This window comes from Paenibacillus aceti (assembly GCF_003614185.1).
GTDB lineage: Bacteria > Bacillota > Bacilli > Paenibacillales > Paenibacillaceae > Fontibacillus > Fontibacillus aceti.
The window spans coordinates 4,077,529-4,094,174 of record NZ_KZ987724.1 but is presented as its reverse complement, the minus strand read 5'-3'; the positions used below and the strand labels follow the sequence as shown (position 1 = coordinate 4,094,174).

Below are 16,646 nucleotides of genomic sequence, written 5' to 3'. Positions count from 1 at the left end.
GGAATAAAGACAAAAAAACCGACTCCTTAGGCTCACCATTGCGTGAGGATGGAAATCGGTCTTAGTCGGTCACTTTAAGTCTCAGCGTCTTTTTATATATGACGGATTGTCAAGGCAAGTGCGACAGTTCCTCTGAAAAAGATTCGCGAGCGGTTCTCCATCCCAGACATTTTCGTGGTCTGTGGTTAATCAGATCAAGAGCATGGTGTAAAGCCTCGTCCGTAACTTGAGCGAAGTCCGTTCCTTTGGGAAAAAACTCTCGCAAGAGGCCGTTGGCGTTCTCATTGGAGCCTCGTTGCCAGGAGGAATACGGATCAGCAAAGTACACCTGTATGCTATGGGTGGCCTCCAGATTGGTGTAGCAAGCAAACTCCTTGCCACGATCTGCTGTAGCGGTTTGAAAGGCTCCGATAGGATACTCAGAAGCAACTACACCAAAAGCGATCTCCATAGACAACGCTGTGCGGTCTGGCATCCGAATGGCTTTGTACAAGCGCGTTTTACGCTCAATGAACGTAGCTACACAGCCCTTGCTTTTCCCACGGCCTGAGACCACCGTATCGAGTTCCCAATGACCAAACGTTTCCCGAGACCGTACCTCTTTGGGACGCTGAGAGATAGACTTGCCCACGGTAAACTTGCCACGCGTCTCAGCAGGCTTCTGCCGCTTGCCTTTGTGTCTGAGAACGGTGAGGATGCCTTTGGACAACAGGCCCGCGTACAGCCAGCGATAGATCGTTTTAAAGCATACGATGGCTTGCTTCTCCTGCCGAAACCGCTGTGTGATCTGCTCCGGAGACCAGGTGGCCTGAAGCTTCTCTTCGATGACTCTAGCCAGCTCCGGCGTCCACTTGCCTTCGGGAACCGAGGTTTTACGACGCTGGGTATAGCTCTCCTGGGCTCGCTGTGCACCATAGGTCTCCTGACCCTCGTGACGCTCCAGTTCACGGCTGATGGTGGAATGATGTCTGCCGAGCTCTCTGGCAATCGCTCTGGCACTTTTCCCCTGCTGGTGGAGGATTTCTAGCTTGCTGCGCTCGATTATGCTAAGATGTGTGTAGTTCATGGTGGATTCTCCTTGTGTGAATGTAGGGTGTAGGAACTTTCATTCTACACGAATCCGGCCATGGGCTCTTTTTTATTTATTTCCAGCAGGTGTCGCACTTCATTTTACAATCCGTCATATTCAAATGTAAAGGCAGGCAGGCTTCAAAGGTGGTCTGGGTTCGGTCGCTCGTCGCGGAGATGCTGCCTCCATGTACCTCCATAATACTTTTGACGATCGCAAGCCCTAACCCAGTGCCTCCCGACGATCTGGAGCGGTCTCCCCGATAGAAGCGTTCAAATATAAACTGGAGATCGCTCTGCGGTATCGGCTCACCATAATTGATCACTTTGACGCAGGCCTTCTCCTCCGTACGGCTAATCTGAATGTCAACATATTCTCCCTTGTGCCCGTAACGAATCGCATTGGAGATCAAATTATCGAAGCCGCGGGCGAGCAGGTCTCCATCCCCTTCGATGATTAACGATTCCAGCTCTGTAGTAATGCGGCAGGCCATGCCGGCCTTCTCCAGACTTGGGACGAATTCCTCAGCCAATTGGCGAAGGAAGGCGATCATGTCCAGCTTCTCTACATGCAGTGGCATACCGTTATTGATGCGGGTGTATTCGAACAGTTCGTCCACCAGCTTCTTAAGCGTTATAGATTTCTCATAGGCGATGTTGACGTAATGCCGCAGTTCAACCTCATCCTGATAACGGTCGTTCTCGATGACCCCCAGGAAGCCAAGGATCAAGGTGAGCGGTGTGCGCAGATCATGAGATACACCGGTGATGAGATCATTCTTGGTCTTCTCGGCATTACGTTCCTCCTGGATCGAATGGTCAAGCTTCTCCGCCATTTGATTGATGCTATCCGCCATTTTCCTCCATTCGCTTAATGGATTATCCTCCAGATGCAGACGGTGATCGAGTTGACCACTGGCTACCTTCCCGAGTCCCGAGGAGATTTCATCTACCTTGGTACGCAGCTGGGAGGCTAACTCATTCGTACTATTCGCCACCCGTCCGATCTCATCATGCGAGGAAGCGGGGAGCACTTCATTGAAGTTGCCCTCGGCAATTTTCTGCAAACTGTGGTTGACGTTATCCAGTCGCTTAATGATCTTCCGCGTCAAGATATAATACAGTGTGAGGAATATGAATGGCCCCACGATACTCATTGCCATGCGGGACCCATACGTCTGTATGATGAAAATAAGAATGCTGCTAAACGGAGGAACCGTAATCAGAAATTCACTAAGCTGATATCCAACATATAGCAGGATCGCTGTCAGTCCCAAGCTGGTCAGTACGATTATCAGGAATTTCCAACGGATCGTGTTGACCCATTTTAATTCCGTGATCCCTTTATTTTTCTCGTTCGTTCTCCGCGTCAGGAGATAGTACAATATGATGAATAAGATAGGCCCGACTATACTCATGACCATGCGAGAGCCGTACTCTTGTACTAAGAAAATAATAATTCCGTTATACCGAGGGACCGTGATTAGAATAGAGCTTAGCTGATATCCAATATATAATAGAATAGCCGTCCCTAAGCCGGCCAGTACGATTGCCCATAATTTCCTTTGCACCGTAATGACCTTTTTTGATTTCATAGCAGTTCTCCTTCTCTGAAAGTTTAGAGGCGTTCCATCTTATATCCGATTCCCCAGACGGTCTTGATATAGCGGGGATTGTGAGTATCCTTCTCAATTTTCTCGCGGATTTTGCGGATATGTACCATGACGGTGTTCTTCGATTCCATGAAGGGCTCATTCCATACTTCCTGGTAGATCCTCTCCATGCTCAGCACAATGCCCTGATTAGATGCCAGCAGCTCCAGAATAGCGAACTCCCGCGGAGTCATCTGGACTTCTTGTCCATCCACAGTAACCTCATGCGTCGAGGTATTGATCACAAGATCGCCGATTTCAAGTTCGCTCTCATCCGACCGTTGCGGACCGCTGAATTGATGGTAGCGTCTGAGCTGTGACTTAACCCGGGCCATTAGCTCTAACGGGTTGAACGGCTTCGTCACATAGTCATCCGCACCGATGCTGAGTCCGGCGATTTTGTCCATATCCTGGCCTTTCGCTGACAGCATGATGATAGGCATATTCTTGCTCTCGCGGATTTTCATGCACGCTTCAATCCCGTCCATCCGTGGCATCATCACATCCAGAATAATTAAATCTACCTGATAACGTTCCAGTAATTCAAGGGCCTCCTGACCATCATTCGCTTTCAAGAGTCTGTAACCCTCGTTCTTAAGATATATATCCATTAGCTTAATAACTCAACTTTCGCAGAGCGAAAACTAGCCTTATTACATGGTGTTACTGGGTAGAATGTCGATTCAATATGGAAGTTGTAAAAATAGAAAAACACCGCTTCGTTTGGTAAAGTGAGAGTGTCCTAAGCAATCACTACCACGCAGAAGAGGTGTCCTCTACATGATAGAACAAAACGTACAGCAGAATCAACTTCCAAATGAAATTAAACCAGCCTTTAAAGAACTAAAAGTACTGCAACACCTAAGAACAGCGGGCTTTAAAAAGAAATTCGGTTATACCTGTTCGTTTTTATTCCAGCTTGTCTTTGTCCTTTTGTTCCACCACAAGAACTGGTTTCGTCTACTGGAAAGCGAGAAAGGTGCATCCTTTCCTGGCAAAGATGCGGTCTATCGCTTCCTGAATCACAGCGGCTATGCATGGCGGCGGTTTCTGTCGTTGCTCAGTTCCTCTACAATTGAGAAAATTCAACCGCTAACGGGAGAAGATCGCGTATCCGTATTTGTAGTTGACGACTCCATGTTCGAGCGCAATCGCAGCAAAGCGGTTGAACTGCTTTCCCGATTTAAAGACCATGCAACGGGGTGCTACTATAAGGGATTTCGTATGCTTACTCTAGGTTGGTCAGATGGCCATACGTTCATTCCGGTGGACTTCTCCTTGCTTGCTTCGATGAAGTCTCAAGTGAACGGCATCATGCAAGAGATTGATAAGCGTACGTCCGGCTACAAGCGGCGAGTTGAAGCTTTGCTTCCTGCTCCTGAAGTCATTCCGGCGATGATTGATCGGGCGCTTTCAGCGGGTGTGCAGGCTTCATACGTCCTCATGGATAGTTGGTTCACTCATGCCCCATTGATCCAATCGATACTTGATCGCGGTCTGGATGTGATCGGCATGGTTAAAGATGACAAGAAGCGTTATCTTGTTGGCGGAAGCCGATTAACTTTGCAAGAGCTTTACTTTAGAGCAACCCCTGTCCAAGGAAAAAACAAGGGAATCTTACGTTCCATCCGTACCGAGTTATCCCCAGGGATTCCGGTTATGATGGTATTTGTCCGCCACCGCTCGAAGAAGAAGGAATGGCTTGCGATTCTATGCACCGATCTCTCGATCCCCGAAGAAGAAATTATCCGGATTTACGGAATTCGTTGGGATATTGAAGTGTTTTTCAAGTGCGCCAAATCCTTGCTGCGTCTACAAAAGGAGTTTCAGGGCCGTTCTTATGACCTGCTGATTAGTCATACGACGATTGTCTTTTCACGTTACATTTTGCTGGCATGGCAACACCGACAAAGCACTGACAACCGCACGCTGGGCGGCTTATTTCATTTGCTGTGCGACGAAGTAAGTCAACTAGATTGGGCAGTCGCCTTAACACAACTTATTGAATTGCTTGAGGATATCGCCAAGAAGGCCAGTAAGAAGATCACAATACTCATCCAGACACAACTCCAGCAATGGATCGCTGGTTTGCCTAATTACATCAAGGCCTACCTGCCGAAATTAAGCTGCGAAAGTTGAGTTAATAATTTCTTTCTCGTCATCGACTAGCAATATCGTTCCTCTTGCAGACATGTATATCCTCCTGATTATGTAGAAGTTACATTTTACTTAGAATGCTCTATTAAGACTATAGCACTTCATTTCAAGCAAATTTCTTAAGAATCGCTTAATTTTCTTATTATTCTTTGAAGAGGGATGAGATAATCTATATAAACATCCATATAATGCCACACAGTGGCAGGTTCTATTAATCTGATGAGGGTTCGTCCTTGAACTTGAATTTCGTGGAAAAGGAAATGATGACGGCTGTGCTCAACAGGAGGAGCGGGACGGCGCTGATCAGATAACGGAAGGTTAACTCAGGGTTCGGCCCGGGGCGATCGCCGCTCTCATAACCGAAGATGAGGCCGACGATGAAGAAGGCCAGTGCTGAGATGAGGCCGCTCGAACGGGTAATAAATCCGGCGACTGCCGTGTAGATGCCTTCTCTTCTCAAGCCGGTGATTTCGGCATCCTCATCGATAATTCTTCCGCTTACCATCGCGGGAGTAACGAGGAAGCCGGCCAGCCCGAAGCCGACGGCAATCCCGGCGATGATGCCGCTGATCAGATCCGTGCCGAACCAGAGCGGGATGACGGAGAGGGCATAGACGATGAGGGATACCCGCCAGGCCTTGACGCCATCCATTCTACGGATGATCCAGTACCAGACGAATACGAGCGGAATGACCGAGACGAATACAGAGGCCAGCAGAATCGAGACATGAGCCTCTGAAATCTTCAGTACATATTTGGCGTAGAACGGGATAATGGAGCTGATCAGTCCATTTACGGTCTGAGCGAAGGAATTGGAAATGTTAAATATCCAGAACTTCTTGTTACTTAGTGTCAGCTTGAAAGCCTTAGCCAGCTTCAGCTGTGGCTTGCCGGAGGAGTCCGGCCGTTCCTGCACATAGGCCATACACAGGAGCATGCTGATTCCGAATAGAAGAGCATAGATCAGAGCCATGCTCTTGAAGTTGAGCGCGGTATATATAATGGGGGTCAGTGCGGAAGCAATAAGCAGCGCTACGACCTGATAGCCCTGCTGAATTGCCGAGGCCTTGGCACGCAGGCGATCGCCCCGGAACAATTCGGGGAACAGGGCTCCATAATTCACCCATAGTACGGTAGCAGCGGCTTCAAATAGAACAAGCGCCACCAGGAACCAGGTGAACAGTCCATTTTGGGTCAAGCCGCCAGGAGGGGAGAAGATCATGACGAAGAACAGCATGAAGAGTGGAATCGTCCCGAACACCCAAGGCCGTCGCCGCCCATAACGGGTATTCGTACGATCTGACCAATAGCCGAATAATGGGTTGTTGACCGCATCCCAGATCAGGAAGATGGTTCGAGCCAGTGTAGCCAGTCCAATGCCCAGCCCCAGCTTCTCCACATAGAAATAACTATAGAAAGAGCTGAAGGCCTGGCTTGGCACCATCATTGCGAACATGCCTAATGCGAAGGTATACGGTGAGTTGATCCACTTCTTCTTCATCATGCTCCCCTCCCTGGGTCTATAATTTATAGAAATTATATTCCGGGAGTGAGATGAATATAAGGCGCTGCACAAAATAAGTCTTCGATTCGGGCGCAAAAAGATAGGAATATGTTCTTGGATCGAACGCGATTTCTACTGCTACTTTAGAATAAATTGCCCTGTAACCGGATTGTGGTCGCTATGGCTGAAGCTGAGCGGATGCCCTGTAACGCTGATGATCTCAACATTGGGAGAGACAAGGAAGCCGTCGATTACAGCCAGGAAATTAACTCCCTGCTGATAGGCCGAATCCAGCGTTCTTACACTCGGCGTGCTCGCGTCCACAGCCCATTTGAAATCTGTGGGGCCGAAGCTGTCCGGGAAGGGCTGCAGCCATTCCGGCCATCCTTGCTGGGTAGGGAAATCGCTCGGATCTGTGCCTGGGAGAGAATGATTCCAGTCACCGCCGATGATGATATAGTTATCCTTGCGCATTTCACGCTGGATGTATTCCTCCATGAAATCGAGCTGCTGCTTGCGGATGGTTCCGCCCTTATCAAAAGCAGACAGATGCAGGTTAATGAGGATAAGCTCCCGATCCTGGCCGACGGGAATTCTGCTCTCGATAAATGCGCGATCCAGCTCGAACAGCTGAACTGGCCAGCTCTCTTTACCTGGCAAATCGAAGCGTCTCTGGTTTGAGCTATGGAAGGAAGATAGGGTTACGAGACCGCTCTGCACGGCACCCATCGGCTTCGATATCGGAACAGGTACCCAGGGTACTTTGTAATTATGAGCGAAGGTCTGACCATAGCTTGGCAGATTCGTACGGATCTGCTCGACTTCATGAATATGATTGCTCCGCGTGGAGTCAACGTCTACTTCCTGTAGCAGGTAGAAGTCAGAGGCGGACTCTTTGAGAAATTGAATGATGGCTTGAAGATTGGCCTCAGTTTGCTCCCGGCTGCTGGAGCGGGACATCGTGCCTCCGTCCATGAAGAAGTCCTGCCCTTGATCCAGCCCGGCGTAACCGATATTAAATGTAGTGACGGAGAACGGTTCCCCTTGCTTGAGCTTGGACTCGGGGTTGTTATCGGTCGTCAGCGCGACCACAGCCGCAGGCTTATAGTCAGAGGCTGTAATATAAATGATGAAGATAACGATCACCGCGAGAAGTGCAAGTATGATCCCGATAAGCGCTTTAAGTGTTAGCCTGATTATCATTGGCCAATATACCCCCTTAAATTTAAAGCAATATGTATTTATGATTATATAGCATGAAGCCGGGATCAGGCTCCATTAATCTGTATCAAGCATTGAAATGCACATCAGTATGGTCATCTTCTCCTATTGTACGTGAAATAAGTGTATTATAGCGGTTATTGGATTTGCGGGAAAATGAAGAGCCCCTGTCGAGATCAACGCGATGGGGGCTCTTCTGTTTCATTGAACAGTTTCATTTGCAGTAATTCAATAGCCTGTTCAATCTCTGCAAGCTCTGCGGGGGAAAAGCTTCGGGCTCGCTCCCAGAATCGCGCCTCAATGGTCGAAAATGCTTGACTCATCATCTCTGTTCCGGTATCCGTAAGGCAGATGTATTGCAAGCGTCGATCTTCGGAAGAGGTATATTTCTTACATAAATCTTTCTGAATTAGTTTTTTGATCTCACGGCTTGTGTTGGGCAGAGAGATATGCATGCAATCGCTGATCTGGCTGGGAGTAATGGGGCCGGATACAACGATATATTCGAGAATTCTGTATTGAAGTGGAGTAATTGTCTCATCTCTAACACCGATTGTAATTTTGTGGGTCACTTGATGTACGGATGATATAAACTTCACGAATTTCTGAAATAATGGGGTCTTGTCCATGAAATCACCTCCATCCCAACATAACAAACTAATTATCAATTAACAATTATCATTTGACAACTTGTTTCCAGGTGATACGATATTGTTGTCAAATGATAAGTAAGTAGGGGGAGAAGGAGAATGAACCTGTTAGTGATTTATACGCATCCGAACCATCAGAGTTTAAGTTATGCCTTTTTGCAGAGAACCCTGCAAGGTGGGGGTGAGAACGCAGCAATTAGCGATATTAAGGTGCTTGATCTGTATGAGGAGGGCTTCGATCCTGTACTGGTCTTCAATCAGGAGCGGCGCAGAAGGGATATGCATAAGGAGCCAAGCCTGGAATTATATCGGGAGCAACTGATTTGGGCAGATAAGATCGTGTTCATTTACCCGATTTGGTGGGGGCGGCCGCCAGCTATGCTGCTGGGCTATATCGATAGAATGTTTGCGTCCGGGTTTGCGTACCGGGAGAAGGGGGGATTGCTCCCCGAAGGGCTGCTTAAGGGGAAATCGGCGGTCTGTATCTCGGTCATGAAAGGGCCGGCGATGTATCCATTTTTCTGGTTGAACAATGCGCATAAAGTGTTGATGCGGAGGGTGCTGCTGCAGTTTGTAGGGGTTCGCAAAGTCAAATTTTTTGAATTTGGAAGTATGGAGAGCGCCAAAGGGAGACATCAGCAGAAGCTGGAGCGAGTGTACAGGTACTTCAGAACGGTGAAAAGTTGACATAGTTGATTCGATCTAGCGCTCTAACGAAACACCATAACGCTATTTGCGCTAAAACAGAGGTAGTTCGATTCTAACGAAACACGGTATCTCTATTTGAGTAAAATCCATGCTTCAAGCTACTATTTGGGCGTAATAACGTTACCCTGTTTCGTTGCATTTTTAGGAGGTCCATATTGGCGTGAATAGCGTTACGACGTTTCGTTAGAGTGGCAGAGCGGGTTAGCTCGCTTGCTATCGAAGCCTCGGTCCCCGCCAAAGCCTGCAATTATGCAGGAATTTGCCCAGTCATCCGCCCCACGATAGTAAATTCCTGCGATAATGCAGGCTTTTTCTTCATATAACCCCGATTTCAGGATAAAAGGGCAAAAAGCCTGCATATTTGCAGGAATTTCCTAAAAACAGGTCGGTTTGGTTGGAAAAACCTGCATTTCTGCAGGTTTTGAGGTGCAACAAGTGTTAAGTGACAAATGAGCCACCGGTATAGGTTCAGCATCCAGTAGCCGGAAGGGCAGTAGGTCAGCAAGACTACAGACTGTAAGATAGTAAGACAGTAGGTTAGTAAGCCAATAAGCCAATAAGTCAATAAGCCAATAAGTCAATAAGTCAGTAGACAGTAAGGCTGTAAGCTAATAGGTCAATAGTCAGTGTCTCCCGTCCCCCGTCACCAGGTCTCATTATTGCGCTGCAGCAGCAGCTGGCTGGCCTCCAGGCCTTGGCGGGCGGCGGCCTTGTACATGGTTAGCGCCTCGTCCATCCGCCCGTCCTGATGCAGCATGATCGCATAATTATGCTGGGCCATGGCATCGCCCTGCTCGGCCGCAGCCTGGTACCATTTCATCGCGTCCGTGCGATCTCCTCTTTGGGCAAGCAGATTGGCGAGATTGTACTGTGAGTCAATATCCCCGCGCTTGGCAGCAACGGTATACCATTCGATCGCTTCATCGAACCGCTGCTCCTCTTCAAGCAAGGCGGCCATCTGGAATTGGGCGCTGATCAGGCCTTGTTTTGCCGCCATTTCACACCATGTCTTGGCCTCGCTTACCAGACCTTCAGCAGCCAATAGCAGCGACAGGCGATACTGTGCCTGGTCATGATCTTGCTCAGCCGCTAGCTTGAACAGCTCCAGGGCGTATTTCTTCTGTCCTGCTTTACTATATATTAGGGCTAAGTTAAACGCGGCCTGAACATGACCCTCAACCACAGCCAAGTCATACCAATGGACGGCCATCTGAGTGTTATTCTCTTCTTCGTAATAAACGCCGAGATGGTACATCGCTTCGACATCGCCCTCAGCGGCCGCGATCTCGATATCTTCAACGGATTCCTCTTCATGCTCCAGCGTCTCGGAAGGGCTTGCAGAGCTAGAGTCGCCGATAGATTCATATTCATCCCTATTCTGAGCTTCCATCTGTCTGGCTAGGGCGGACCATTTATCTGCTTTCCGCTGCTTGTTCTGGGAACGATATATATCGGCTATAGCCCGGCTGGCCTGAGCCATCCCTTGCTTGGCGGCCTTCTTCAACCAGTAGATTGCCCGCCAATTATCTTTGAAATTCCGGTATACCTCGCCTAGAGCGAATTGAGCGCCAGCATCGCCACGTTTGGCTTGCCGAGATAGTCTGTCCATATCCAACTTTTCCTTTGTATGTAATTCCATTGCTGTCTAGTTTCCTTTCTCTAATGACTGAAAGTAAGTTTATCCTCAAGTAGATTCATTCTCTAACCTCCATTGTACACTGTAATCATATGAGAAATGAAGTTCGGTAGGGCGTAATGCTTTTCTCCTAATCGCTTGAAAAAGCTGCGCCAAAGCTTCACAATATAGTCAATATTGCAGCGGGGCAGCAGATAGCAGGATAATCATCCGCTGTCCGGTTGCTTCCGTCATAAATGGCGGGCTTTTTGAACAACCTCTAATTGCTGGCAATAGATACAGATTGACATAAACAGGAGGGATCACAGGATGGAAATAGGGATTAGTACGTTTGCAGAGACATCGCCGGATGTACATACAGGCGAGGTGATGAGCCATGCGCAGAGATTGCGCGAGGTGGTTGAGGAAATTGTACTTGCCGATCAGGTCGGGCTGGACGTGTTCGGAGTTGGTGAGCATCATCGGAAAGACTATGCGGCATCCTCGCCTGTGCTGGTTCTGGCTGCGGCCGCATCGCAGACGAAGCGGATTCGCTTGACCAGTGCGGTCACTGTATTATCTTCGGATGATCCTGTGCGTGTGTTCCAGGATTTCGCTACCTTGGACGGGATATCGAATGGACGAGCTGAGATTATGGCGGGACGGGGATCGTTCATCGAATCCTTCCCGTTATTCGGATATGACCTTGATGATTATGATGAATTATTCGATGAGAAGCTGGAATTGCTGCTCAAGCTCTGCGAATCTGAGTATGTAACCTGGGAGGGCAAGCATCGTCCGGCGATTCGTAATCTGGGCATCTATCCGCGTCCCGTGCAGAACTCGCTCCCGGTTTGGATCGGCAGCGGCGGGAATCCAGAGTCGGTCGCGCGAGCTGGTCTGCTCGGCCTTCCCTTGGTGCTGGCGATTATCGGGGGACGACCAGTGCAGTTCGCCCCGCTGGTGCAGCTGTATAAGAAGGCGGCGGCTCAGGCCGGGCATGATGTGTCCAAGCTGCCAGTCGCCTCACATTCGCACGGCTTCATCGCGGATGATCATGATGACGCGGTGGAGAAATTCTTCCTGCCGACTCAGCAGGGGATGAATGTGATCGGCAGAGAGCGTGGCTGGGGCCATTATAGCCGCGCCAGCTATGACGCCGCCCGCAGCCCGGAGGGCGCCTTATACGTAGGTGATCCCGACACTGTGGCTCGCAAGATTATCGACTTGCGCAAGAATGTAGGTATCACGCGCTTCATGCTGCATGTGCCGCTGGGCACGATGCCGCATGCGGATGTCATGCATGCGATCGAACTGCTGGGCACAGAGGTTGCCCCGCGAGTACGTGATGAAATAGCGAGCTGGGAAGCCGCGGACGAGCCGAAGGAATAAGATCCGGCAGGATAGAAAAGGACAGATTACCGGAGACGCTGACATAAAGAAAAGGCCCTGTATCTACAGGGCCGAGCGAATGACTTTCTTATAATATATAACGGAGAGAACTCCGAAGATCGAATAGAGGGCGGTGTACAGCAGCATCACCAGCAGCATCGGTGTCCACAGCTCACTTCCGAAGAAAAACCAGCCGGATTTGACGGCGAAATAGCTGTGCGACAGGCCGATCAGAAGCGGAATGCCGAAGTTGAATAGCTGCTTGATCTGTACCCCGGTCAACAGATCTCCTTGAGTGAAGCCGAGCTTGCGAAGAATCGTCAGGTTCGGCTTCTCTTCTTCGCTTTCGTCCATCTGCTTGAAATAGAGAATGCAACCGGAGGTGACGAGGAAGGTCAGGCCCAGGAAGCCGACGATGAACATCACTAGCCCGAACATCTGCTTCTGTTCGATTGCCGATTCAAGCTGGGATTCATTGCTGAACCGTGCGTCTCCAGGCGGCAGAGTCTTGAAGAGCTCATTCGCTGCTTTAACCTGCTCCCGGTCAGTAATATCGATGCCGTAATAGGTAGTGTGCTTTACCTGAAGCTTCGGATCGAGGTCCTGCTTCAATTGTTCAAAGGTAGCCTCCGGGATAATGGCAACTGGCAGTCGTCCATTGGTGAAAGGCCAGGAGACGATCGATTCATCCCTTAGGCCAATCAGGTGCAAGGAAATAGTCTTATGCAGCCCCTGAATTTTAACAAGTCCTGTTCCTTGATAGGAGAACGCTGACTTAAGTATGTCGCTGAAGCCTGCCAGTAGCATTTCATCTTCGGCGAGTTGAACATCCTCCACATCTTTGGCGCTTACTATGGACAAGGGTGTCTTCTTTGGATCAAAAACAATATTGTCCGAAGAGATATCTAAGATCTCACTGGGATCGACGATGCTGCGGATCACTTCGATCTGCGTTTCCTTATAATCGATGCCTTGGTCTGACAAGCTCTGCTTAAACTGTTTCGCATCTTGTGCGTTTACGATGGAGAAATCGGCGGGCGAGTCGCCCCTGGCCGTCTTCTCCGCAGAATAGTAAGAGATATAGCACAGCGACAGCAGCCCGATGGCCAGCGCCGACACCGTCGTAATAACCGTGAGCAAAACCGCGTTCGACTTCATGCGGAACATGATCGAGGATAGCGATAATACCTCGCGAATGTTAAGATATCCGCCCTTTTGCTTGCGAATCAGATAGAAGATGAAGCGGACGGAGCCTCGATAGAATAAGTAGGTGCCGAGAATGACTGTACCCAGAATCGTGATCATGGCCAGTAAGAGTTGATTCATCGTGCCGAAACGCCCGGAGAACAGACCGGTCGAGATGTAGTATCCGGTCAGAATCAGGGCGATGCCGAACATGCCGATCACCATTTCGTTCAGCGTAACCTTCTTGATCGTCTCCTCGGTAGAGGATTGAACCCTGAACAGGGACAGAATGCTCTGCCGCCGGATGAACCAATAATTCATTAACAGAATAGCTATGAAAATAACCAAAAATACGATTGCCGTCTGAATAAGCGCATCTACGGAGAAGCGCAGCTTCGCGGAGGTTTCCACTTCGGTAATTTTAAATAGGACCATCGCAACGAGTCTGGAGAAGGAAAATCCGATCAGGATACCGACCACCAGAGAGCCGCAGTAGAGAATGGAATTCTCCGCCGATAGAATACGGAAGATTCTCTGCTTGGTTATACCGACTAACTGGTATAGCCCGATTTCCTTGCTGCGCCGCTTGATAAACAGTTTATTGGCATAGAGCAGGAAGATGGACACGATCACGATCAGAAGAATCGAGGCTGCTTTGAGACCCGCTTCGCCCTTGACGCTGCCCTTGATTTCCTCCATGGCCGGATCGAACTGCAGTGTTACAAAAGCGAAATACAGCGACACGCTGAAAATAAGCGCAAAGACGTACAGATAGTAGTTCTTAATATTTTTGCGGAAGTTGCGAAGAATGATGTAATTAATACTCAGATGGCTCATCCTGCACCCCTCCCAGAATCCCTTGCGTCTTCATAATATCCTTGAAAAAGACCTGTCTCGTCTCATTCCCCCGATGAAGCTGCGTATAGACCAATCCGTCCTTGATGAAGATCACTCTGCTGCAATAGCTGGCCGCGACCGGATCATGGGTGACCATTAGAATGGTAGCCCTGCGCTGCTTATTCAATTGACTGAGCTTGTTGAGCAGATCGGAAGCCGATTTCGAATCGAGCGCCCCGGTCGGTTCATCGGCGAATATGACACTGGGGTCATGGATGAACGCCCGGGCTGCGGACGTACGCTGCTTCTGTCCTCCTGATATTTCATTGGGGTACTTGTCCTTGAGTTCATATATACCAAGCTCTGTCGCCAGCTTCTCGAATCTCTGATTGGCGGCCTTCTTGGAGATCTTCGCAACCGATAGCGGAAGCAGAATGTTCTCCTTCACCGTTAAGGTATCAAGCAAATTATAGTCTTGGAAAATAAAACCGAGGTGTTGCTTACGAAACTCGGCCAATTGCTTCTCCTTCAGTCCTGTCATCTCCTGGCCATCGATGATCACACTGCCGTGACTGACCTTGTCGATCGAGGAGAGGACGTTAAGCAGGGTTGTCTTGCCGGAGCCTGATGCGCCCATAATGCTGACGAATTCCCCTTGCTCGATCGTCAGATCGATGCCTTTCAATACTTCTTCTCTATTAAATTTATTGCCATAGCTCTTATGAATTTTGGCTGCTTCCAGGATACTCATGATCCCCACACTCCTTCACATGTTAGCTCCATTATAAATTGATCCTCCCGCTTCAATCCTTCGATTCGTCTAACAATAAATAGAGGCATGTGACATTATTGTCACACGCCCCTGATCTGCAGGAACTCATTTCTGAGCGGAAAAATCAACTTCATACAGGTGCCTTCCCCGGGCTTTGAGCTGGCTTCGATGCGGATATGCAGCGGCTGTGCCGCTCTTTTGGCCAGATATAGCCCCATGCCCGTCGCCTTCGGATCATTGTGCAGCGTCGTTGAGGTGAAGCCTCGGTCGAAGATACGCGGTAGATCCTTGGGGTCGATGCCCCGGCCCTGATCCTTGATCTCCAGGATGGCGTGGCCAGCGTGTAGATAGCTGCTGACCATAATGTCAGCATTCTCGCTATATTTCACTGCATTAGTGAGCAGCTGTCTCACGATAAAAGCGAGCCACTTGGCATCGGATAGAAGCTCTTCTAGCTCCAGCCTTATGTCGAAGCCGATGCCGCGGCGCATGCACCAGGGGCGCAGGGTACGGATTTCCTGAGAGAGCAGGGAGCGGAGCTCCACCTGTTCAATGAATAAGTCATTCTCCATGAAGGGGAGGCGTTTCTGGTGCAGCTGACGGTCGAGCAGGAGATGGATGCGCAGCCACTCGTAATTCATGGCTTCTCTGGCTGCCCGGTCCTCGAGCCGTTCGATCATCAGCTGCATCGCAGTCAGCGGTGTCTTCACCTCATGAATCCAGGATAGCAGCTCATCCTTCTCGGCCTCCAGCATACCTTGACTCAGAGTGGCCTCTTGCCGCAGCCGCTCCGTTTGCTCATAGAGATGGGACTGTACAATCTGTTCGAACGGGCTATCCCCAGGCGGCAGGTTGTTCAAGTCGAGATGGGGGTCCCATTCATCCAGGCTTTTGTAGAACCTCGTCTCCTTGGTATAGCGGACAGCGAGGAAAATAACGAAAATAATGGAGGACAGGAAGCTGATATAGAGCAGTGGACCGAAAGGAATAGCCGGGTCTAGGTAAGTTGTCAATAGGGTCAATAGCTGCAAACACAGGAATAGAAAGATCCAACTGCGGCGTTCGATGAGATATTTTTTGATCATGGTAGGGTCCCTTCTTCAATGGCGATATATCCGAGTCCTACCTTGGTCTCGATCATTCGGCCCAGGCCGATCGCCTCCAGCTTCTTGCGCAGACGGTTAACGTTCACAGTCAGCGTATTGTCGCTGATGAAGCGTTCATCATCCCATAGATTCCTAATCAGGTCCTCCCGAGATATAATTCGATTCTTTTGCTCGATTAATTGCTTCAGAATGAAGCTCTCATTCTTCGTCAATTCGACGCATCCTTGCTCATTAGTTACGGTGTTCTTCTCGTAGTCTACGGTTGCTCCACACCAGGTCTTAAGGGATACAAGCTCTGCGTTGTAATTGTAGGCCCGGCGAAGGGTCGCCTGAAGCTTGGCGATCAGCACATCGAAATGGAACGGCTTCTGCACGAAGTCGTCCGCGCCCAGCTGCATGGACATGACCATATCCGTCGGATGATCCCGCGAGGACAAGAATATGATCGGGATGTTCGAATGCGCACGGATGTTTCGGCACCAATGGAAGCCGTCGAATTTCGGCAACTGAATATCGATAATGACCAGATCCGGCTTGATCGCCGCGAAGTCTTGCATCACGTTGCTGAAATCGCTAACGCCATATACGTCGTAGGACCATTGTGACAGTCGATCCTTGATTTCATGATAGAGACTTTCATCATCTTCAATTAGCATGATCTTGAACAAAGCGAGCACCACCATTAATTCGAGAGTGATATGTATTTGTCGATTATTATAACAGAGTAGTAGGGACGGAGCTCATTATGATAAAAAGAGCGAAGACATCGTTGAAAGTGA

14 protein-coding genes are annotated in these 16,646 nt (G+C 49.3%); 3 read left to right on the top strand and 11 right to left on the bottom strand.

The genetic code is table 11. From position 1 onward, the window contains the following. Positions 1–109 precede the first annotated feature (109 nt). The 3 genes from BFJ94_RS18335 to BFJ94_RS18325 form a co-directional block, all read right to left on the bottom strand. The gene (locus tag BFJ94_RS18335; protein WP_120461597.1) at positions 110–1,066 is read right to left on the bottom strand and encodes an IS30 family transposase; all 957 of its coding nucleotides are present in this window, start codon (positions 1,064–1,066) and stop codon (positions 110–112) included. Between the two features lie 76 nt (positions 1,067–1,142). After that, positions 1,143–2,663: a sensor histidine kinase gene (locus BFJ94_RS18330; RefSeq protein ID WP_229717256.1), complete on the bottom strand. Its 1,521-nt coding sequence runs from the start codon at positions 2,661–2,663 to the stop codon at positions 1,143–1,145. A 23-nt stretch (positions 2,664–2,686) separates the two neighbouring features. After that, positions 2,687–3,331: a response regulator transcription factor gene (locus BFJ94_RS18325; protein ID WP_120463954.1), complete on the bottom strand. Its 645-nt coding sequence runs from the start codon at positions 3,329–3,331 to the stop codon at positions 2,687–2,689. A 169-nt stretch (positions 3,332–3,500) separates the two neighbouring features. Here BFJ94_RS18325 and BFJ94_RS18320 point away from each other — a divergent pair, with 169 nt between their 5' ends. Next, on the top strand, positions 3,501–4,859 hold the full coding sequence (locus tag BFJ94_RS18320; protein ID WP_120460909.1) for an IS4 family transposase: 1,359 nt from the start codon (positions 3,501–3,503) through the stop codon (positions 4,857–4,859). Between the two features lie 229 nt (positions 4,860–5,088). Here the strand turns inward: BFJ94_RS18320 and BFJ94_RS18315 are convergent, their stop codons facing one another. The 3 genes from BFJ94_RS18315 to BFJ94_RS18305 all read right to left on the bottom strand — a co-directional run bounded on the left by BFJ94_RS18315 (position 5,089) and on the right by BFJ94_RS18305 (position 8,231). Next, positions 5,089–6,378 carry an MFS transporter gene (locus tag BFJ94_RS18315; protein ID WP_120463953.1) on the bottom strand — a complete coding sequence of 430 codons (1,290 nt, stop codon included), beginning with the start codon at positions 6,376–6,378 and terminating at the stop codon, positions 5,089–5,091. Positions 6,379–6,519: 141 nt separating this feature from the next. After that, complete coding sequence (locus BFJ94_RS18310; RefSeq protein WP_229717001.1) at positions 6,520–7,584, bottom strand: endonuclease/exonuclease/phosphatase family protein; 1,065 nt, start codon at positions 7,582–7,584, stop codon at positions 6,520–6,522. 194 nt (positions 7,585–7,778) lie between these two features. Further along, positions 7,779–8,231, bottom strand: a complete 453-nt coding sequence (locus BFJ94_RS18305) for a MarR family winged helix-turn-helix transcriptional regulator (RefSeq protein WP_120463952.1) — start codon at positions 8,229–8,231, stop codon at positions 7,779–7,781. Positions 8,232–8,351: 120 nt separating this feature from the next. Here BFJ94_RS18305 and BFJ94_RS18300 point away from each other — a divergent pair, with 120 nt between their 5' ends. Then, positions 8,352–8,939 carry an NAD(P)H-dependent oxidoreductase gene (locus tag BFJ94_RS18300; RefSeq protein WP_120463951.1) on the top strand — a complete coding sequence of 196 codons (588 nt, stop codon included), beginning with the start codon at positions 8,352–8,354 and terminating at the stop codon, positions 8,937–8,939. Positions 8,940–9,603: 664 nt separating this feature from the next. On the opposite strand, the gene BFJ94_RS18295 is transcribed toward BFJ94_RS18300, so the two are convergent. Further along, complete coding sequence (locus BFJ94_RS18295; protein ID WP_162944329.1) at positions 9,604–10,569, bottom strand: tetratricopeptide repeat protein; 966 nt, start codon at positions 10,567–10,569, stop codon at positions 9,604–9,606. A 336-nt stretch (positions 10,570–10,905) separates the two neighbouring features. Between BFJ94_RS18295 and BFJ94_RS18290 the strand changes: the two genes are divergently transcribed. Next, positions 10,906–11,967 (top strand): LLM class flavin-dependent oxidoreductase, encoded by a 1,062-nt coding sequence (locus tag BFJ94_RS18290; protein ID WP_120463949.1) that lies wholly within the window; start codon positions 10,906–10,908, stop codon positions 11,965–11,967. Positions 11,968–12,030: 63 nt separating this feature from the next. On the opposite strand, the gene BFJ94_RS18285 is transcribed toward BFJ94_RS18290, so the two are convergent. From BFJ94_RS18285 to BFJ94_RS18270, 4 genes are all read right to left on the bottom strand, one after another. Beyond that, a complete protein-coding gene (locus tag BFJ94_RS18285; RefSeq protein WP_120465299.1) occupies positions 12,031–13,980 on the bottom strand; it encodes an FtsX-like permease family protein in 1,950 nt (649 codons plus the stop codon). After that, entirely contained in the window at positions 13,970–14,740 is a 771-nt protein-coding gene (locus tag BFJ94_RS18280) for an ABC transporter ATP-binding protein (RefSeq protein WP_120463948.1), read from the bottom strand. The genes BFJ94_RS18285 and BFJ94_RS18280 overlap by 11 nt, the downstream gene beginning before the upstream one ends. Before the next feature lie 101 nt (positions 14,741–14,841). Further along, a complete protein-coding gene (locus BFJ94_RS18275; RefSeq protein WP_120463947.1) occupies positions 14,842–15,846 on the bottom strand; it encodes a sensor histidine kinase in 1,005 nt (334 codons plus the stop codon). Then, positions 15,843–16,535 (bottom strand): response regulator transcription factor, encoded by a 693-nt coding sequence (locus BFJ94_RS18270; protein WP_120463946.1) that lies wholly within the window; start codon positions 16,533–16,535, stop codon positions 15,843–15,845. Before BFJ94_RS18270 ends, BFJ94_RS18275 begins: the two co-directional genes overlap by 4 nt. Positions 16,536–16,646 lie beyond the last annotated feature (111 nt).